Source organism: Burkholderia diffusa, assembly GCF_902499115.1.
Taxonomy (GTDB): Bacteria; Pseudomonadota; Gammaproteobacteria; order Burkholderiales; family Burkholderiaceae; genus Burkholderia; species Burkholderia diffusa.
Genome location: NZ_CABVPN010000030.1, coordinates 1 through 18,641, shown reverse-complemented (window position 1 = coordinate 18,641; position 18,641 = coordinate 1). Strand labels below are relative to the sequence as shown.

Here is an 18,641-nt window from a genome sequence, read left to right as displayed (position 1 = left end):
TGGGAAAACGGCGACGCTTCGGCGTCGCCGTTTTTTATGGGCGATTGCTTACGCGCATCGACCAGCCCGTCAGAGAATGCCTTTCTTGCGCGTCGACAGCGCCGTTTCCGACAGATCGATCTCGCGGATGAGCTTCGTCAGCGTCTCGTCGGAAATCTTGCTTTCGCTGCGCAGCCGGTACAACACCGAACGTTCCGCGCGCACCGCCGCGATCCGCATCTGCAGTTCCATCGTTTCGGTCTGCTTGGCTTCCGCGCGCGGCGTCGGGCCGTCCTCCGCGAGCGCGGCGAGGCGGCGGCGATACTGGTCCATCACGCGCGCGGAGATGTCCGCGCAGCGCGCGGCGCCCGATTCGTCGAGATCGGCCGAGATTGCGTCGTGCGACGAGTCGATCGCGCGAATCGCGGCCTGCGCGGCGGCCGCGCGCGCGGTGCGCTCCTCGTCGGCGAGCGGGTTGCGCGTCGAGCGCACGCCGCGCAGCAGCAACGGCAGGCCGATCACCGCCACGACCAGCGAACCGAGGATCACGGCCGACGCGACGAAGATCGCAGTGTCGCGCCCGGGCAGCGGCGCGCCGTCGGCGAGCGCGACGGGGATCGACAGCACGCCCGCGAGCGTGACCGCGCCGCGCACGCCACCGACCGTCATCACCGCGATCGTGCGCACGCCGGCCATCGTGCCCGCGAGGCCGTGGCGCGCGGCGCGGCGGCTCGCGATCCAGCGCAGCAGCCAGACCCACAGGAAGCGGATCGCGTACAGCGCGAGCATCATCGCGCATACGTTGAAGATCATCCGGCCGACGAGCGCGTCGCTCGTGTGATGCGCGTCGACGAGCGCGCGGCCGATGATGTGCGGCAGCTGCAGCCCGAGCATGATGAACACCATGCCGTTGAACACGAACTCGATCATCGCCCACGTGCTTTCGGCCCGCACGCGCGACGCGACCGTGCTTTTGCGGGAGAAGCTCGTGTAGTTCATCATCATCCCGGCCGACACGGCCGCGAGCACGCCCGACAGCTCGAGGTGCTCGGCGAACAGATAGGCGGCGAACGGCACGAGCAGCGTCATCACGATGCCGGGGGCCGGGTCGCCTTCCTGCTCGGCGTTCAGGAAGCGCGTCGACAGCGCGCTGAACACCCACGACACGACCGCGCCCGTCGCGAGCCCGCCGGCGGCGACGATCACGAACGAGATCGACGCATCGCGCAGCGAGAACACGCCGGTGAGCGCAGCCGCGACCGCGAACTTCAGCGCGACCAGGCCCGACGCGTCGTTCATCAGCGCCTCGCCTTCGAGGATGTGCATCAGCTGCGGCGGAATCCGCCCCTTGCCGGCGATGCCTGACAGCGCGACCGCGTCGGTGGGCGACAGCACGGCCGCGAGCGCGAACGCGATCGGCAGCGGCAACTCGGGTATCAGCCAGTGCGTGAAGTACCCGACTGCGAGTACCGTCATGAACACGAGCCCGAACGCGAGCATCAGGATCGCGCGGCGCTGCAGGTACAGCTCGCGTTTCGGAATCCGCCAGCCGTCCGCGAACAGCAGCGGCGGAATGAACAGCAGCATGAAGATTTCGGGATCGAACGTGACGTGCAGGTTCAGCTTCGGCCACGCGAGCATCGCGCCGAACGCGATCTGCATCAGCGGTAGCGGCAATTGCAGCGGCAGGATGCGCGTGACCGCGCCGGACAGCGCGACGGTCAGCAGCAGGATCAGGACTGTGAAGACGATTTCCATCGATACGGCAAGTGTGGAGAATGAAACGACCGTACGGAGTTTAGCGTGACGGCATGACGGGTGCGTTCGAGCGCGCCGGTGCGGGTGCACGCAAACGGTGCATCCGGCCTGCGCCACGCTGGTGCGGCGGCGCCGCACGTAGGCGTGGCGCGTGGTTCAAGGCCTTGCACGGAGCTTGCTTGATGCTTGCGTACCGTCCGGCACTGGCCGGACAACCGAGGATTCCACCATGACATTGCGCGCGCCGTTTCAAGCACTCGCCGCGTTCGGCTGCAACACCAGGAGGGCGCCATGACGATCGTGCAACAGGAGCGTCCGGCCACCGCTTCGCCGTATCGTTTCGAGCGGGAGATGAGCTCCGGCCTCGAACGCCTCGCGACGCAGCATCGCGACCTGACGCTCACCACCGTGTTCCAGCCGATCTTCAGCCTGTCGCACCAGCGTGCGGTGGGCTACGAGGCGCTATTGCGCGCCCATGACGCGCTCGACCGGGCGGTGTCGCCGCTCGACGTGTTCGGCGAGGCCGCGCGCCAGGGCGAACTGCTGCAGCTCGACCGGCTCGCGCAGGCGCTGCATCTCGAGAACTTCGCGCTGCTCGGCGCCGAGCGCGAATGGCTGTTCCTCAACGTGCATCCCGGCGTGCTCACCGACCCGTTCCAGGCGGCCGCGCTGCTCGCGAACCTGAAGCGGGTCGGCATGCCGCCGCGCCGCGTCGTGCTCGAAGTGCTCGAACAGCGCGCGGAGGACATCGAGCGGCTCGCCGAAGCCGTGCGCGAATTCCGCGCGCAGGGCTTCCTGATCGCGCTCGACGATTTCGGCGCCGGCCACTCGAACCTCGAGCGGATCTGGCAGTTGAACCCCGACATCGTGAAACTCGACCGGATCATGCTGTCGCACGCGGCGCACCGCACGGGGCTCACCGCGATCCTGCACGGGCTCGTCACGCTGCTGCACGAGGCCGGCAAGCTCGTGCTCGTCGAGGGGATCGAGACCGAGCACGACGCGCAGATCGCGCTGTCGTGCGAGGCGGATTTCGTGCAGGGCTATTACTTCGGCCGCCCGGCGCCCGGGCTGCCCGACAGCGCGACGGCGACCGGCTGCATCGGCGAGCTGACCGAGCGCTTTCGGCAACAAACCGAAGCGCGCGAGCGGCGCGATACGCAGCGGCTCGCGCCGTACCTGCGCGCGTTCGAGCGTGCGGCCGAGCGGGTGGCGGCCGGCGAGCCGCTCGACGAGGTGTGCTGGAACTTCCTCGCCCTCGACGCCGCCGCGCGCTGCTTCCTGCTCGACGCGCGGGGCCGCCAGGCGGGCCGCAACGTCGTGCTGCGCGCGGACCGCGCGCTCGCCGAGGCGCGTTTCTCGCCGTTGTCCGACGCGCAGGGTGCGAACTGGCTGCGCAGGCCGTATTTCCGCACGGCGATCGCCGAGCCCGGGCGCGTGCAGGTCACGCGCCCGTACCTGTCGATCAACGAGGCGCAGCCATGCGTGACGCTGTCGGTGGCCGTGCGCATCGGCGATGCGCAGCACGTGCTGTGCGGCGATATCGACTGGATCGACGAGGAAGCGGACGGCGCATAGCCACGGCGTCGCGCTGGCGCGGTTCGCGCCGCTCGGCTAGGATGCGCGAATTGTCCTGACGATTCGCGAGCCGCCGATGAGCCGAACCGCCGCTTCCTCCGTCCTCCTCGAAGTGATCGCCACCACCGTCGGCGACGCGAAGGCCGCCGCCCGCGCGGGCGCCGACCGCCTCGAACTCGTGACCGCCATCAGCGAAGGCGGGCTGACGCCGAGCATCGGCCTGATCGAGGCCGTCGTGGCTGCCGTGGCGATTCCGGTGAACGTGATCGTGCGGCCGCACAGCCGATCGTTCGTCTACGACACCGACGACCTGCACGTGATCGAGCGCGATGTGCGCGCGGCTGTCGCGGCCGGTGCGAACGGTGTCGTGTTCGGCGCGCTCGATGCGCGCGGCGACGTCGATCTCGATGCGCTCGAGCGCGTCGCGGCAGCCGTGGACGGACGCGACCTGACGTTTCATCGTGCATTCGACGTGTCGCGCGACCTCAACGCCGCGTTCGACGCGCTGCTGCGCGTGCCGGCCGTCACGTCGGTGTTGACCTCGGGCGGCCATCCGTCGGTGCTGGATGCGGTCGCGACGATCACGCGGCTGGTGCGGCAGGCGGCGGGTTCGACCTGCACGGTGCTGGCCGGCTCGGGGCTCACGATCGACGCGGTCGGTGATTTCATTCGCGCCACCGGCGTGCGCGCGGTGCATTTCGGCTCGGGCGTGCGGCCGCGCGGCGAGGTGCTGGCGCCCGTCGACGAACAGCGCGTCGAGCGCGTGCGCGCGGCGCTCGACGGCGCGGCGGCGCATGTGTGACGGGCGGTGCTGAAAGCCGTGCGCTGACGATCGGGTGAAAAAAAGCCGGGGCATGCCCCGGCTTTTTCGTCTGCAAGCCAGACGCGCCGCAGTCGCTTACGCGTTCTCCGCCAGCGCGTCGGCCTGGCTTGCGCGGATGCCGAGGCGCTCGAACAGCGCGCGGTCGCGCTGCGTCTGCGGATTGCTCGTGGTCAGCAGCTGGTCGCCGTAGAACATCGAGTTCGCGCCCGCGAGGAAGCACATCGCCTGCATCGCGTCGTCGAGCTGCTCGCGGCCGGCCGACAGGCGCACGACGGCCTTGGGCATCGTGATGCGCGCAACCGCGATCGTGCGCACGAATTCGAACGGGTCGAGCGGCGCGGTGCCTTCAAGCGGCGTGCCCTCGATCGCGACGAGGTTGTTGATCGGCACCGACTCCGGATACGGGTTCAGGTTCGCGAGCTGCGAAATCAGACCCGCGCGTTCGCGGCGCGATTCGCCCATCCCGATGATGCCGCCGCAGCACACGTTGATGCCCGCATCGCGCACGCGGTCGAGCGTGTCGAGACGGTCCTGGTACGTGCGCGTCGAGATCACCTGGCCGTAGAACTCCGGCGACGTGTCGAGGTTGTGGTTGTAGTAGTCGAGGCCCGCGTCGGCGAGTTGCTGCGCCTGCTCGTCCTCGAGCATGCCGAGCGTCATGCAGGTCTCGAGGCCCAGCTCCTTCACGCCGCGCACCATCTCGGTCAGCGCCGGCATGTGGCGCTCCTTGGGGTTGCGCCATGCGGCGCCCATGCAGAAGCGGCTCGCGCCGTTCGCCTTCGCCGCGCGCGCGGCCTCGAGCACCGTGTCGACGTCCATCAGCTTCTCGGCCTTCAGGCCCGTTTCGTGATGCGACGACTGCGAGCAATAGCCGCAATCCTCCTCGCAGCCGCCCGTCTTGATCGACAGCAGCGTCGACAGTTGCACCGCGTTCGCGTCGAAGTGCTCGCGATGCACCTGCTGCGCGCGGAACATCAGGTCGTTGAACGGAAGCTCGAACAGCGCGACGACGTCGGCGACGCGCCAGCGCTGCGATGCCGGGGCGGCCACGGGGATCGCGTCGGGTTGCACGGCGGCGGTCTGGGCTTGGGTCATGGTGGTTTTCCTGTCGTGGATGCGGGGATCGGGAGATCAGTGCCGCGCGTGGCGCAGCGTGTCGATGAGCGTGGCGATGTCGAGCATCGCCGCCGCGGATTCGGGGGCGGCCGGGCGCAGGTGCGCGATGCGGCCGAGGAGCGGCGCGCGATGCTCGCGCGCGAGCCAGTCGCGGATCGTCGCGACGTTCTCGTCGGCGTACGACATGGCCGGGTCGACGTGGTTCGCCACCCAGCCGGCGAGCGTGAGACCGCGCTGGCGAATCGCGTCGGCCGTCAGCAGCGCGTGGCTGATGCAGCCGAGCCGCACGCCGACGACCAGCACGACGGGCAGGGCGAGCGCAACCGCGAGATCGGCCGTGTCCTGCGTGTCGTTCAGCGGCACGCGGAAGCCGCCGACGCCTTCGACGACGACGACGTCCGCGCGCGTCAGCGCTTCGCGGTGGCTCGCGACGATCGTGTCGATGTCGAGCGTCACGCCTTCCTGCGCGGCGACGATGTGCGGTGCGGCCGGCGCCTTCAGCAGGAACGGCGTGCGCAGCTCGGGCGGCAGCACGACGTTCGCGGCCGCGTCGAGCTGGTCGGCGTCCTCGTTGCGCCAGACGCCGTCGCGTTCGTACGCGCCGGCGGCGACGGGCTTCAGCGCGGCCGCGCGCAGCCCGTGCCGCGCGAAGCCGTGCAGCATCGCGGCCGACACGAAGGTCTTGCCGATCTCGGTGTCGGTGCCGGTGACGAAGAGGGAAAGCGGGGCCGTCATGCTGCAGCCTCCTCGGGGGGCAGCGAACGCGCGTGAGCGTCGGGGTGGTCCGCTCCTTCGCTGGCTTCGATCAGCGCGGCTTCGAGCCGCGCGAGATCGTCGAACGAATGCGCGGCCGACAGCGAGATGCGCAGCCGCGACGTGCCGGCGGGCACCGTCGGCGGCCGGATCGCGGGCACCCACAGGCCGTGCGCGTCGAGCGAGCGCATCGCCGCGAGCGTCGCGTCGTTGCTGCCGATCACGAGCGGCTGCACGGCCGTGTGCGAGTCGACCGGCTGCCAGCGCGTCATGCGCAGCAGCGCGCGCGTGCGCTCGATCAGCGCTGCGAGGTGCGCGCGTCGCGCGTCGCCTTCGTCGCCGGCGATGACCTTCAGGCTCGCCGAGACGGCATGCGCGACGGCCGGCGGCGCGGCCGTCGTGAAGATGTAGCTGCGCGCGCGCTGGATCATCCATTCGATCACGGTCTCGTGCGCGATGACGAATGCACCCGCGACGCCGGCGGCCTTGCCCAGCGTGCCGACGTACACAAGGTTCGGCGAGCGTAGCGCGGCGGCCGCGAGCGCGCCGCGGCCTTGCGGGCCGAGCACGCCGAAGCCATGCGCGTCGTCGACGACGAGCCACGCGCCGTGGCGTTCGGCCAGCGCGACGAGTTCGGCGAGCGGCGCGATGTCGCCGTCCATGCTGAACACGGTGTCGCTGACGATCAGTTTCGTTTCGGCCTCCGACGCATCGAGCAGCGCGGCGAGCGCGGCCATGTCCGCATGCGGGTAGACCTGCACGGTCGCGCGCGACAGCCGGATCCCGTCGATCAGCGATGCGTGATTCAGCGCGTCCGAGAAGATCGTCGCGTGCTTGCCCGCAAGCGCCGTCATCGCGGCGAGGTTCGCCATGTAGCCGGTGCTGAAGTACAGCGCGCGCGGTGCATCGGAGAAGCCGCCCGCGAAGCCGGCGAGTTCGTCCTCGAGCGTCGCGTGCGCGCGCGAATGGCCGCCGAGCAGATGCGAGCCGCCGCTGCCGGAGCCGTAGCGCTGCGCGCCTTCGGCGAACGCGGCGACGAGCGCGGGATGCGCGGCGAGGCCGAGGTAATCGTTGCTCGCGAAGCCGACGATGTCGCGGCCGTCGACGCGCATGTGCGCGTCGCACGCGGTGTCGGCGGTGCGGCGCACGCGTCGCAGGCCCTGCGCATCGAGTTCGGCGAGGCCGCGCTGCAGCGTGTCGAGCAGGGGCATGGTCGTTTCCCGTGAGGATTGCTTCATCGCGCCACCTCCGCGAGCGTCACGTCGAGCGTGTCGCGCGTGCGTTGCGCGAGCCACGCGATGTCGTCGTCGCTCATCACGTACGGCGGCATCAGGTACACGGTCGTGCCGATCGGGCGCAGCAGCAGCTCGCGTTCCAGCGCGCGTTCGAAGAAGCGCCGCGAGAAGCCGCGTGCCGCGTCGCCGTCGAGCGCGACGTCGAAGGCGAACAGCGTGCCGCGCTCGCGCAGGTGACGCACCTGCGGGTGCGCGTCGAGCGGAGCGAGCGCCGCGCGCATCGCGGCCGACTTGCGTGCGTTGCTCGCGAGCACGTCGTCGCGCGCGAACAGGTCGAGCGTCGCGACCGCCGCGCGGCACGCGAGCGGGTTGCCGGTGTACGAATGCGAATGCAGGAAGCCGCGCGTCGTGTCGTCGTCGTAGAAGGCCGCGAACACGTCGTCGCGCGTCAGCACGAGCGACAGCGGCAGGTACCCGCCGCTGATGCCCTTCGACAGGCACAGGAAATCGGGCCACACGCCTGCCTGCTCGCATGCGAAGAAGGTGCCGGTGCGGCCGCAGCCGACCGCGATCTCGTCGGCGATCAGGTGCACGCCGAATTCGTCGCACAGCGCGCGCAGCCCGCGCACGTACGACGGATCGTGCATCGCCATGCCGGCCGCGCATTGCACGAGCGGCTCGACGATCAACGCGGCGATCCGGTCGGCGCGTTCGGTGAACAGGCGCCGCACGTCGTCGAGCGCGCGCCCCGCGACGTCGGCGGCCGTCTCGCCCGGCAGCGCGCCGCGTGCGTCGGGCGACGCGACCACGTGCGCGTGGCGGATCAACGGGTCGTACGCATCCTTGAACAGCGCGACGTCGGTCACGCCGAGCGCGCCGATGGTCTCGCCGTGATAGCTGTTTGCAACGCACACGAATTCGCGCTTGTCCGCGCGGCCGCGGTTGCGCCACGCATGGAAGCTCATCTTCAGCGCGATCTCGACCGCCGACGCGCCGTCCGACGCGAAGAACGCATGGCCGAGCGTGCGCGCGGTGAGCGCATGCAGCCGCTCGGCGAGCTCGATCGCCGGCTCGTGCGTGCAGCCGGCGAGCATCGCGTGCTCGAGCGTGTCGAGCTGGTCCTTCAGCGCCGCGTTGATGTCCGGGTTCGCATGGCCGAACAGGTTCACCCACCACGAGCTGATCGCGTCGAAGTAGCGGCGCCCGTCGCGATCGTACAGCCACAGGCCCGCGCCGCGCGCGACGGGAATGAGCGGCATGCGCTCGTGGTGCTTCATCTGGGTGCAGGGATGCCAGACCGCGCGCAGGCTGCGCGCGACCCAGTCGTCGGTGGCTGGCGTACTCAAGGCAACTCCGGGGGTAAAACGGCGGCGGGCATCGAACGGGATGCCGCGCGGCGACAGACGGAAAACGCGGTGAGATTAGCGTGTTCCGCCGCACGTTGCACTACCGGTTACAAACACCGCAAAGCCTTGCTGGACGGGAGTTCGGCGCAGATACGGGGTGCTCGGGACGGTACGCGCCAGATGCCCAGAAATGACCGCAGATGACGACGTTCGAGTGACACCCCCCGACAGAAAAAAATCGCGGCGCAGGCGGTTGCCGATGGGCGAAAAATCGGGGCACGAATAAAAAGGGGCGGAAGCGCGATGCGATGTGCGCGGTCGTAGGCGAATGGCGTGCGGACTCAGGCGCGGCCGCGGTTCAGGAAAGACCGGAAAGCGACCCCGGAGGGCTTGGCGGGCGGGGCGCTCTTCGGCGGCTCATGCGGCCGCGTGAACGGGCGTGGGAACGGGCGTGCGAACGCCGCCACGGGCCGCGCGAGCGTTCACGAAACGGAGAAGGGAGAAGGGCAGACGCAGGCCGCGCCCGCCCCGGAGCGCCGCGGCTCGCGCGTCAGCGCGAAGCGAGTGCGCGCGAGTTGGCGTTGCCGTCGTCGGCCGTCTGCGTCGCGTTCGCGTTCCACACGACGCGGTCGTTGACCGCATACAGCCGGCATGCGCCCGCACCCTGCTTCGAGCAGTTGTCGAGCGCGAGCGCCATCGGATCGTCGCCGCCTTCGGCCCACGACCACGCGCCTTCGGCGGACACCGCGAAGGCACGGCTCGGATGCTGGCTCAGGAAGCGGCGATAGCCTTCGCGGCCGGCCTCGTCGAGGAACGGCACCGCGTCGATCGCATCGATCGACGCATAGCCGGTCGCCTTCGGTTCGTGCGGGTTGGCGACCGCGTAGCGCACCGAGGTCGGCAGGTTCAGTTCCGCGAGGAACGCATTGACGGCCGGCCACCACACGGGCACGCCGTCGCGATCGACGATCAGCCGGTGCGCGTCGTCCTTGTAGCGGCCGAAATCGATGAACTGCGCCTGCGTGCCGTGCGACACGTACGCGTCGTGCATCTGAGCGACGAGCGCGGGGGTCCACACCGAATCGTTGTCGCCGTACAGCCACAGCGAACGTACGGCCGTATGCGCGCCGTACTGGTCGAACGCATCGACGAGATTGCGCTGCCAGCCGTCGCAAAGATCCTGGCGCAGCCCGCCGGAGAAGTTGATGATGCCGCGCACGCCGGGCGCCGCTTCGGTGCCGTACGCGACCGACACGAGGCCGCCGTGCGACGTGCCCGCGACGACGATGCGCGACGCATCGATGTACGACTGACGCGACATGTAGCGGACCGTCGCGTCGACGTCGGCGGCCTGCGTGAGCCCGTTCTTGCCGACGTTGCAGCCTTCCTGCTGGTACGAGCCGCCCGACCCGGCGAAGCCCTGGCGGTTCGGTGCGATCACCGCATAGCCGCGGCGCACGAATTCGCGCGCGAACGCGAGCGGCCGGCTGCGCGGCTGCTGATGGAGGTCACCGGTGTTCTTGCCGTGGTTGAAGACGACGAGCGGGAAGGGGCCGGGGCCGTTCGGCTTGAACAGCGTGGCCTCGAGCATCACGGAACCCGAGGCATCGGCCGGAATGCTGATGATTTGTTCGTTGAGGTTCGCGGCGACTTGCGGAAGGCCCGAATCGCCGTAATCGAAGCGCTCGGCGTGAGCGAGCGAGCCGCTTGCCGTGGCCGCGCCGACGTTCGGCAGCGCACCGGCCTGAGCGGCCGACAGCGCACAGGCCGCCATCCATCCCACCAATACCTTGCTGAACGCCATTCGTAAGCCCTGCCATGCAACATGACCAATCTGAGGGCCATCCTAGCCCGACAAATTCAGGTTGTGCAATGCGGGAATTACCCGGCGTCTGACACAGCAACTATTTGTCAGCGTTCACTTACTTCACCGTCGACATAGCGCCAGAACCCGTGCTCGTCGCGGGTGAACCGGCTCGTCTCGTGGAGCCGGTAAGCGCGCCCGCCGACCTTGTAGCGGGCCACGAATTCGACCTCCGCGTGCCGTTCGTCGAGCGGCGCATGGCGCTTGATCGCGAGGCCGAGCCAGCGCGGCGCGTCCGGCGCATCCGGGTCCGCATCGAGATCGGCCGGGCAGGTGCGCGCGTCCCAGGTCGCGCGCAGGTAGTCGGTCGCGCCGAGCACGTACGCGCTGTACCGCGAGCGCATCAACTCGAGCGCGGTCGGCGCGGCTTCGCCGCCGTCGATGAAGCGGCCGCAGCAGGCCGCATAGCGCGGTGCCGGGGCTTTGCCGGCAGGCGCGGGGGACGCGCCGCCGCATGGGCACGCGTCAGGTCGGTTCAAAATCATGCGAATCGTGAATTAACGACGCCGGGTTGTGATGTCGGCTCACCAGCTGAGCTCGACGCCGTCGTACTGGAAGAAACGGCCGTTGGACCGCGACACGTCCGCGCCGGCTTCCGCGATCACGCGGCGCATGCCGGTCACGCTGGTTTCCGGATCGATCGCGGCCTGCGCGCCGCCCATGTCGGTGCGCACCCAGCCGGGATGAAGCGAGATGCATGCGGCGTGGCGCGTCTGCAGCGACGCGATGCGCAGCACGTCGTTCAGCGCGGCCTTGCTCGCGCGGTACAGCCAGCCGGTCGTGCCGGTCGCCTCGGCGATGCTGCCCATCCGGCTCGAGACGACGGCGAGCACGCCGCGCGCGTCCTCGACGAGCGGCAGCAGGATCGGCAGCAACTGCATCGGCCCGCGCACGTTCGTATGCATCACCGCGTCGAAATCCTCGGCGCCGATCGTTTCGACGCCTTCGGTGCGCGGCCCGTACACGCCCGACACGAGCACCGCGGCGTCGAGCCGTTCGCCGTCGAGCTTCCAGCCGAGCGCCGCGATCTGTTCGGGCCGCGCGATGTCGAGCGCGTGCGCGTGCGCGCCGAGTTCGCGCAGCGCGGCGAGCGACGCGTCGTCGCGCGCGGTCGCAATCACGTTCCAGCCGTCACGCCGGTATTGCCGGACGAATTCGCGTCCGAGGCCGCGCGATGCGCCGACGATCAATACGGTTTTCATGTTCGCCGCTCCTTCTCAGTGCACCGCCGTCGCGGCAGTGTCGGTGTCAGATCAATGCGATGCCCGTCGCGGCCAGGCGCGTGATGCGTCTTCGGCCGGGTGCCGCGCGGCGCGTGCGCGCCGCGCCGGCGGACGTTACTTCGCGTCGCCGCACGGTTTCAGCGTGGCGGCGACCGCCTGCGCGACGTCGTCGAGCCGCGCGGCATCCGCCGCGACCATGTCGTTGTCGGGCGCGTGCTGGCCACGCGCGGTCAGCGCCGCGACGCAGCGCTTGTAGGTCGCATCGAGCGCGTCGAAGTTCGACACGGACATCCCGAGGTTGCGCATCCGCCCGTCGTGCACGCCATACACGAGCCCGTGCACGGTGAGCGACTGGCCGCGCGCCCAGGCGTCGTTGACGATCGTCGTGCGGCACACGTTGACGACCTGCTCGATCGAGTTCAGCTCGATCAGGCGGCGATAGCGCGCCTCCCCGACCGGCCATTCGTCGAGCAGCGCCGCGTGGCGCTCGCGCACGTCCTGCACGTGATGCAGCCAGTTGTCGGCGAGGCCGACGCGGCGGTTGTGGAGCGCCGCGTTCACGCCCGAGCAGCCGTAGTGGCCGACGACCATGATGTGCTTCACGCGCAGGATGTCGACCGCGAACTGGATGACCGACAGGCAGTTCAGGTCGCTATGGACGACGACGTTCGCGATGTTGCGGTGCACGAACACTTCGCCCGGCGGCAGGCCGATGATCTGGTTCGCGGGCACGCGCGAATCCGAGCAGCCGATCCACAGATATTCCGGCGCCTGCTGATCGGCGAGACGCGCGAAGAAGTCGGGATCTTCGGCGAGCTGGCGCTTGACCCAGGCGTCGTTGTTGTCGAACAGATGTGAAAGCGGATTGTCTTGGGTATTCATCGGTGTGGATTCCGTTGGCGGAAAGCGGGTCGATAACGGGTTCGATTCGATCGGATCCGGTCGCGCGTCAGGCGGCGCGCTGCGCGTCGCCTGCATCGTCACCGGCGTCATCGGCGCCCGGCGTCGCGTCGAAGCGCGCGGGGTAGCGCACGCTGAAGCGCAGCGACGCGTCGTACGGGAAAAAATCGGGCAACTCGCCCTGCAGCAGCTTGTCCTTGCTGGACTGCCACAGCGCAGGGTCGAAAAAGTCCGCGTGATGCTTCATGAAGACCGTCCGCACGCGCGGGTCGCCGAGCAGGAACGGTCCGTAGGTTTCCGGAAAGATGTCGTGCGGGCCGACGGTATACCACGGCTCGCCGGACAGTTCGTCTTCCTCGTTGCGCGGCGGCGGCACGCGCCGCACGTTGCAGTCGGTCAGGTACTCGATCTCGTCGTAGTCGTAGAACACGACGCGGCCGTGGCGCGTGACGCCGAAGTTCTTGTACAGCATGTCGCCCGGGAAGATGTTGGCCTTCATCAGCTCTTTCACCGCGTTGCCGTATTCCTTCACGCCGTGTTCGATGTCCGCGTCGGTGCCGTTCTGCAGGTACAGGTTGAGCGGCGTCATCCGGCGCTCGATGTACAGGTGCTTGATCACGAGATTGTCGTCCTCGTATTCGAGCAGCGACGGCACTTCCTTCTCCAGCTCGCGCACGAGCGCATGGTCGAGCCGCGACAGCGGCAGCGCGACGCTCGAATACTCGAGCGTGTCGGCCATCCGCCCGAGACGGTCGTGGCGCTTCACGAGCTGGTACTTCTCCATGATCTGCGCGCGCGTCGTTTCCTTCGGCGGCGGGAAGTGATCCTTGATGATCTTGAACACGTACGGGAACGACGGCAGCGTGAACACGAGCATCACGAGGCCCTTGATGCCGGGCGCGATGATGAAGCGGTCGCTCGAATGCGACAGATGGTGCAGCAGGTCGCGGTAGAACAGGTTCTTGCCCTGCTTCTGCAAGCCGACCGACGTGTAGATCTCGGCCTTCGGCTTGCCCGGCATGATCGTGCAGAGGAAGTCCACGTACGCGGACGGCACGCCCATGTCGACGAGGAAATACGAATGCGAGAAGCTGAAGATGATCTGCAGCTGCTCGCGGCGCAGCAGCACGGTGTCGAGCGCGAGCAGGCCCGGGCGCACGTGGCGGATCGGCACCGCGAACGGCAGCACGCGATCGGCGTTGATGATGCGGCCGACGATGTACGCGCTCTTGTTGCGGAAGAAGAGCGACGACAGCACGTGGATCTGGAAATTCGGCGCGGCGTCGAACTCGCCGAATTCGTCGGTGATCGACTGCATCACGCAGCCGATGTCGCGCGTGAGATCCTCGAACGGCGGCTCGAGCTGGAAGTTCGTGACGATGCGCTCGAGCGTGGCCGCGAGCCCGTCGGTGCCCGGGTAGTACGCGCGATAGGTCGGCTTCGCGGCCGGCTCGTCGTTCTCGAGGTATTCGGTCGAGATCGCGGGCCGCACGAAGATGAAATCGTTGCTGAAATACGAGCGGTGCAGGATCTTGCAGCACACCGAATTGAAGAACGTCTCCGCGCACTCGGGCTGGCGGTGCGACGTGAGCAGGCCGATGTAGTGCAGCTTGATCTGCTGCCACACCTCGTCGTCGATGTTCTCCGCGTCGTATTCGTCCTCCAGCACCTCGACGCATTCCTGCACGCGATCGTCGTACGACGTGATCCGCTCGCGCGCCAGCCGCTGCAGGCCGTGCCAGTCGGTGCGCTCGTATAGCGTCTTCGCCTCGACGGCGGCTTCCCGGAAGATCCGGTAGTGGCGGTCGAAGTATTCGAGCATCGTCTGTGCGACGTCGAAACCGATCTGCGACGACAGCAGTTTGGGGAAGTGATTCATCGCGTGCAGGCTCGTTCGAGAGGGGCTGTAAGCACTCGCCATTTTAGCGCCCAAGTCGGCGTTTCAATGACTTTCAGGGCCGGCGCCCAAGCGCCGTCAATGCGCGGGTTGTGCGCCGTTACATGCCGTTCGGTGCATCTTCGCGTAAAGATACGGGTACGGAATTGATTCTGGCACGAACTTTTTTTGCCCGTCCGGCGCCAGCGCGGGCGCGCGTTTCGCGCGACGGCGATAGAATCGACGCGATCCCCGCGCGGCCTGCAGCCCGCGCGCGCCTGCCCCGCATTCGCACTTGCCTGCCCTGATAACGACGAGACGCCCCACCGATGAACGCACTGGAACACCAACTCGACTATCCCTTCGCCGACACGCTGCCCGCCGCGGGCGACACGTTCGAGGTCGCGCCCGGCGTGCGCTGGCTGCGCATGCCGCTGCCGTTCTCGCTGGATCACATCAACCTCTGGCTGCTGCGCGACGAGATCGACGGACAGGCCGGCTGGACGATCGTCGACTGCGGGATCTCGTCGGACGCGATCCGTACGCACTGGGAACAGATTTTCGACACGCATCTCGACGGGCTGCCGGTGCTGCGCGTGCTCGTCACGCATTGCCATCCCGATCACTTCGGCCTCGCGAACTGGCTTTGCGAAGGCGGCGACAAGGGCCGCTGGAACGTGCGGCTGTGGATGACGCTCGGCGAATACATGTTCGGCTGCCTGATGGCGGCCGGCAACGGTTCGAACGCCGGCGGCGCGGCCGCGGCTGATCATTTCGCGCGCCACGGCCTGACCGACCCGGTCGCGCTCGAGAAGCTGCGCAGCCGCCGCAGCTACTACTCGGACCTCGTGCCGGCCGTGCCGCCGCGCTACCGGCGCCTGCGCGAAGGCGACGCGGTGAAGATCGGCGCGCGCACGTGGCGGGTCGTCACCGGCTACGGTCATTCGCCTGAACATTGCGCGCTCCACAGTGAAGCGGACGGCGTGCTGATTTCCGGCGACATGGTGCTGCCGCGCATCTCGACCAACGTGTCCGTGTTCGATCTCGAACCGGAAGCCAACCCGCTCGCGCTGTACCTGGAATCGCTCGGCCGCTACGAGACGATGGCGCCCGACACGCTCGTGCTGCCGTCGCACGGCAAGCCGTTCCGCGGCGTGCGCACGCGCATCGCGCAACTGCGCGCGCACCACGACGCGCGGCTCGACGAAGTGCGCGTCGCCTGCGCGGAGAAGCCGGCGAGCGCGGCCGACATCGTGCCGATCATGTTCCGCCGCCGCGAGCTCGACATCCACCAGATGACGTTCGCGCTCGGCGAGGCGCTCGCCCACCTGAACCTGCTGTGGCTCGCGGGCGAACTCGTGCGCGAACAGGGTGACGACGGCGTGCTGCGTTTCCGTACCGCGCGCTGAGCGCGCATCGTCACCGTCACGCGACGGGTTCGTAACGCCACCCGTCGCGCTGCCATTGCATCGTGTGCGTCGGTGCGAGCGCCGCGAGAAACGCGGCGTCGTGCGACGCGACCACGATCGCGCCGGGGAAGCCGGCCAGCGCGGCTTCGATCGCGCGCACCGATTCCAGATCGAGGTGATTGGTCGGCTCGTCGAGCGCCGCGCGCAGCCGCTCGGCGAGGTCCCAGCGATCGCCGATCAGGTCGAAGTCGTGCGCGTGCGCGCGGCCGTCGGCAAGGCGCGCCAGGGCTGCGAGCGGCGCATCCAGCGCGGCGATCTCGGCGACGGTCCGCGTGCCGGCCGGCGCGTCATCGTGCTGCTGCGCGACGTAGACGACCGGCGTCTGCCGGTCGATCGTGCCCGCGCTCGGCGCGCGCCGGCCCGCGATCAGTTGCGCGAGCAGGCTCTTGCCTGCGCCGTTGCGGCCGACGATACCCGTCGGCGTGCGATCGATGGACAGGTCGAGCGAGTCGAACAGCGTGACGCCGTCGTCGAAGCGGATGGAAACGTGATGAAGCGCGACGAGCGCGCCGGTCGGCGTGGCAGCAGCCATAAGCACCTCCGAAAATGCGTGAAACCCTTCGCGCGGCGTGCGTGGCACGGCGGCGAAAACATTTTTGGGAAGGCTTAGTTGTTCACTTCGGCTGGCGTCCGGTATGAGGAATGAGCGCGCAGTGTAGCAAGCGCGGCGCGCGCGCCGCAAGCGACCGGCGAGCATGCCGTCGCTTGCGCGCCACGCGCGGTTACTGCACCGTGACCGCAGCGAAGTTCTGGCGGCCGAACGGGCTCACGCGATAGCCGCTCACGTTCGCGCGCGTGAGCGCGGCCGCGGTCGGGTAGCCGAGCGGAATCCACAGCGCCTGGTCGTGGATGATCTTCTGCGCGGATTCGTACAGCTTCGCACGCTTGGCCTGATCGGCGGTCGACTTGCCATCGGCGATCAGCTTGTCGAGCTGCGCGTCACAAAAGCGTGCGAAGTTGATGCCCGACTTCACCGCGTTGCAACTGAACAGCGGCGACAGGTAGTTGTCCGGATCGCCGTTGTCGCCGGCCCAGCCCATGAACAGCATGTCATGCTGGCCGAGCTTCGCCTGCTTGATGAGCTCGCCCCATTCGATCACCTTGACTTCGGCCTTCACACCGATCTTCGCGAGGTCGGCCTGCAGCAGTTCCGCGCCGGCCTTCGGGTTCGGGTTCAGCACGCTGCCCGTCGGGCGCGTCCAGATCGTCGTCGAAAAGCCGTTCGGGAAGCCGGCCTGCGCGAGCAGCTGCTTCGCCTTCGCGGGATCGTACGCATACGGCGCGATGTCCTTCGCGTAGCTCCACGTGTTCGGCGGATACGGGTTGTTCGCGGCCGTCGCGGTGTTGTCGAACACCACCTTCAGATAGGTCGCGCGATCGAACGCGAGGTTCAGGGCCTCGCGCACCTTGTCGTTGTCGAGCGGCTTCTTCTGCGTGTTCAGCGCGACGAACGCGGTCATGAACGCGGGCGTCTGCACGACCTTCAGCGCGCTTTCGCCCTTCGCCGCGAGCACGTCCTGCGGCTTCGGCGACAGCGCGATCTGGCATTCGCCGGCCTTCACCTTCTGCATGCGCACCGACGCGTCGGGCGTGATCGCGTAGATCAGCCGGTCGACCTTCGGCTTCGTGCCCCAGTAGGCCGGGTTCACGTCGTAGCGGATCAGCGCATCCTTCGTGTAGCTCTTGAGCACGAACGGGCCGGTGCCGACCGGCTTCGCATTCAGGTCGGCCTGCTTGCCGGCCTTCAGCAGCTGGTCCGCGTATTCGGCCGAGTAGATCGACGCGAAGCCCATCGTCAGGATCGGCACGAACGTCGCATTCGGCTCGTTCAGCACGAACTTCACCGTGCTGTCGTCGACCTTCGTGACCGACTTCACGAGTTTCACGAGGCCCATCGACTGCGCGTGCGGGAAGCCGCTCGCGCCGGCCACCTTGTGCCACGGATTCGTATCGTCGAGCATCCGCGAGAACGTGAACACGACGTCGTCCGCATTGAGCGTGCGGCCCGGCTTGAAGTAGTCGGTGGTCTGGAACGCGACGTTGGGGCGCAGGTGGAACGTGTACGTCAGGCCGTCGGCGCTCGCTTCCCATTTGTCGGCGAGCGCGGGTACGACCTTCTTCGCGGCTTCGTCGTACGACACGAGCGTGTTGAAGATCACGTCGGCCGATGCGTTGGTCGTGACGAGCGAGTTGTACTGCACGACGTCGAAGCCGTCCGGGCTCGACTCCGTGCAGACGGTGAGCGGCTTGGCGGCGGCGAGGCCGGGGGCGGCGAGGGCGGCGGCGAGCGTGGCCGCGGCGAACAGCTTGACCTGCATAGGATCTCCCACGTGACTTGTGATTTTTTGCCGGGTGTCGGAATGCGGGCGCGGCCCGGAAGCGGGCAGGGCGGGCGCGGCTGGCCGATAGCATACCGTCAAAGCGTGCCGCGCGTGAAAAAAGGCGCCGGAACGCGGTGAGTTGAGCGAAAAACGGCTGCGTTGGCGACGGAATGCGTGTTGAGGCGGCGCAGCGGCGGGGGAGGCGGGGCAGGTGCGGCGGCGAACGGCGGGCGGGCGAGACTGTTGTGGGGAGGCCGCGAATCGAAGCGGGTCGGCGCGAATCTGTTGGAGCGACGGAGGCGGAGGAAGCGGAGGAAGCGGAGGAAGCGGAAGAAGCGGAAGAAGCGGAAGAAGCGGAAGAAGCGGAAGAAGCGGAAGAAGCGGAAGAAGCGGAAGAAGC

15 protein-coding genes and 1 pseudogene are annotated in these 18,641 nt (G+C 68.5%); 3 read left to right on the top strand and 13 right to left on the bottom strand.

What is annotated here, in order from left to right:
* Nucleotides 1–69: 69 nt before the first annotated feature.
* Nucleotides 70–1,737, bottom strand: coding sequence for a Na+/H+ antiporter (locus BTE28158_RS26455; RefSeq protein WP_151048827.1), 1,668 nt, complete (start codon nucleotides 1,735–1,737; stop codon nucleotides 70–72).
* 291 nt (nucleotides 1,738–2,028) lie between these two features.
* Between BTE28158_RS26455 and BTE28158_RS26450 the strand changes: the two genes are divergently transcribed.
* A complete protein-coding gene (locus tag BTE28158_RS26450) occupies nucleotides 2,029–3,315 on the top strand; it encodes a sensor domain-containing phosphodiesterase (protein WP_059600002.1) in 1,287 nt (428 codons plus the stop codon).
* A gap of 76 nt (nucleotides 3,316–3,391) precedes the next feature.
* Entirely contained in the window at nucleotides 3,392–4,117 is a 726-nt protein-coding gene (locus BTE28158_RS26445) for a copper homeostasis protein CutC (RefSeq protein ID WP_151048826.1), read from the top strand.
* A gap of 96 nt (nucleotides 4,118–4,213) precedes the next feature.
* On the opposite strand, the gene bioB is transcribed toward BTE28158_RS26445, so the two are convergent.
* The 9 genes from bioB to aceK all read right to left on the bottom strand — a co-directional run bounded on the left by bioB (nucleotide 4,214) and on the right by aceK (nucleotide 14,454).
* Nucleotides 4,214–5,233 carry a biotin synthase BioB gene (bioB, locus tag BTE28158_RS26440; RefSeq protein ID WP_059600004.1) on the bottom strand — a complete coding sequence of 340 codons (1,020 nt, stop codon included), beginning with the start codon at nucleotides 5,231–5,233 and terminating at the stop codon, nucleotides 4,214–4,216.
* A 36-nt stretch (nucleotides 5,234–5,269) separates the two neighbouring features.
* Nucleotides 5,270–5,989, bottom strand: coding sequence for a dethiobiotin synthase (bioD, locus tag BTE28158_RS26435; protein WP_059600005.1), 720 nt, complete (start codon nucleotides 5,987–5,989; stop codon nucleotides 5,270–5,272).
* Nucleotides 5,986–7,218: an 8-amino-7-oxononanoate synthase gene (gene bioF / locus BTE28158_RS26430; protein WP_151048825.1), complete on the bottom strand. Its 1,233-nt coding sequence runs from the start codon at nucleotides 7,216–7,218 to the stop codon at nucleotides 5,986–5,988. The genes bioD and bioF overlap by 4 nt, the downstream gene beginning before the upstream one ends.
* Before the next feature lie 23 nt (nucleotides 7,219–7,241).
* On the bottom strand, nucleotides 7,242–8,588 hold the full coding sequence (gene bioA, locus BTE28158_RS26425; RefSeq protein ID WP_151048824.1) for an adenosylmethionine--8-amino-7-oxononanoate transaminase: 1,347 nt from the start codon (nucleotides 8,586–8,588) through the stop codon (nucleotides 7,242–7,244).
* A gap of 550 nt (nucleotides 8,589–9,138) precedes the next feature.
* Nucleotides 9,139–10,392 carry a dienelactone hydrolase family protein gene (locus tag BTE28158_RS26420; protein WP_151048823.1) on the bottom strand — a complete coding sequence of 418 codons (1,254 nt, stop codon included), beginning with the start codon at nucleotides 10,390–10,392 and terminating at the stop codon, nucleotides 9,139–9,141.
* 107 nt (nucleotides 10,393–10,499) lie between these two features.
* Nucleotides 10,500–10,937: a YchJ family protein gene (locus BTE28158_RS26415; protein ID WP_059691402.1), complete on the bottom strand. Its 438-nt coding sequence runs from the start codon at nucleotides 10,935–10,937 to the stop codon at nucleotides 10,500–10,502.
* A gap of 39 nt (nucleotides 10,938–10,976) precedes the next feature.
* Nucleotides 10,977–11,654, bottom strand: a complete 678-nt coding sequence (locus BTE28158_RS26410; RefSeq protein ID WP_059600010.1) for an SDR family oxidoreductase — start codon at nucleotides 11,652–11,654, stop codon at nucleotides 10,977–10,979.
* A gap of 135 nt (nucleotides 11,655–11,789) precedes the next feature.
* Nucleotides 11,790–12,557, bottom strand: coding sequence for a carbonate dehydratase (gene can, locus BTE28158_RS26405; protein ID WP_151048822.1), 768 nt, complete (start codon nucleotides 12,555–12,557; stop codon nucleotides 11,790–11,792).
* 67 nt (nucleotides 12,558–12,624) lie between these two features.
* On the bottom strand, nucleotides 12,625–14,454 hold the full coding sequence (aceK, locus tag BTE28158_RS26400; protein ID WP_059600011.1) for a bifunctional isocitrate dehydrogenase kinase/phosphatase: 1,830 nt from the start codon (nucleotides 14,452–14,454) through the stop codon (nucleotides 12,625–12,627).
* A 326-nt stretch (nucleotides 14,455–14,780) separates the two neighbouring features.
* On the opposite strand from aceK, the gene BTE28158_RS26395 reads away from it, so the two are divergent.
* A complete protein-coding gene (locus tag BTE28158_RS26395) occupies nucleotides 14,781–15,860 on the top strand; it encodes an MBL fold metallo-hydrolase (protein WP_059600012.1) in 1,080 nt (359 codons plus the stop codon).
* An 82-nt stretch (nucleotides 15,861–15,942) separates the two neighbouring features.
* On the opposite strand, the pseudogene BTE28158_RS26390 reads toward BTE28158_RS26395, so the two are convergent.
* The 3 genes and pseudogenes from BTE28158_RS26390 to BTE28158_RS26380 all read right to left on the bottom strand — a co-directional run.
* Nucleotides 15,943–16,452: pseudogene (locus tag BTE28158_RS26390) on the bottom strand (ATP-binding cassette domain-containing protein); the annotation flags it as partial.
* Nucleotides 16,453–16,642: 190 nt separating this feature from the next.
* Entirely contained in the window at nucleotides 16,643–18,238 is a 1,596-nt protein-coding gene (locus tag BTE28158_RS26385) for an ABC transporter substrate-binding protein (protein WP_151048821.1), read from the bottom strand.
* Nucleotides 18,239–18,336: 98 nt separating this feature from the next.
* A partial coding sequence (locus BTE28158_RS26380; RefSeq protein ID WP_174920166.1) for a hypothetical protein occupies nucleotides 18,337–18,641 on the bottom strand: 305 nt, incomplete at its 5' end.

Bases quoted from the DNA above. Each gene is read 5' to 3' on its own strand.
- BTE28158_RS26455 (WP_151048827.1), bottom strand. From the start codon at position 1,737: ATGGAAATCGTCTTCACAGTCCTGATCCTGCTGCTGACCGTCGCGCTG.
- BTE28158_RS26450 (WP_059600002.1), top strand. From the start codon at position 2,029: ATGACGATCGTGCAACAGGAGCGTCCGGCCACCGCTTCGCCGTATCGT.
- BTE28158_RS26445 (WP_151048826.1), top strand. From the start codon at position 3,392: ATGAGCCGAACCGCCGCTTCCTCCGTCCTCCTCGAAGTGATCGCCACC.
- bioB (WP_059600004.1), bottom strand. From the start codon at position 5,233: ATGACCCAAGCCCAGACCGCCGCCGTGCAACCCGACGCGATCCCCGTG.
- bioD (WP_059600005.1), bottom strand. From the start codon at position 5,989: ATGACGGCCCCGCTTTCCCTCTTCGTCACCGGCACCGACACCGAGATC.
- bioF (WP_151048825.1), bottom strand. From the start codon at position 7,218: ATGCCCCTGCTCGACACGCTGCAGCGCGGCCTCGCCGAACTCGATGCG.
- BTE28158_RS26420 (WP_151048823.1), bottom strand. From the start codon at position 10,392: ATGGCGTTCAGCAAGGTATTGGTGGGATGGATGGCGGCCTGTGCGCTG.
- BTE28158_RS26415 (WP_059691402.1), bottom strand. From the start codon at position 10,937: ATGATTTTGAACCGACCTGACGCGTGCCCATGCGGCGGCGCGTCCCCC.
- BTE28158_RS26410 (WP_059600010.1), bottom strand. From the start codon at position 11,654: ATGAAAACCGTATTGATCGTCGGCGCATCGCGCGGCCTCGGACGCGAA.
- can (WP_151048822.1), bottom strand. From the start codon at position 12,557: ATGAATACCCAAGACAATCCGCTTTCACATCTGTTCGACAACAACGAC.
- aceK (WP_059600011.1), bottom strand. From the start codon at position 14,454: ATGAATCACTTCCCCAAACTGCTGTCGTCGCAGATCGGTTTCGACGTC.
- BTE28158_RS26395 (WP_059600012.1), top strand. From the start codon at position 14,781: ATGAACGCACTGGAACACCAACTCGACTATCCCTTCGCCGACACGCTG.
- BTE28158_RS26385 (WP_151048821.1), bottom strand. From the start codon at position 18,238: ATGCAGGTCAAGCTGTTCGCCGCGGCCACGCTCGCCGCCGCCCTCGCC.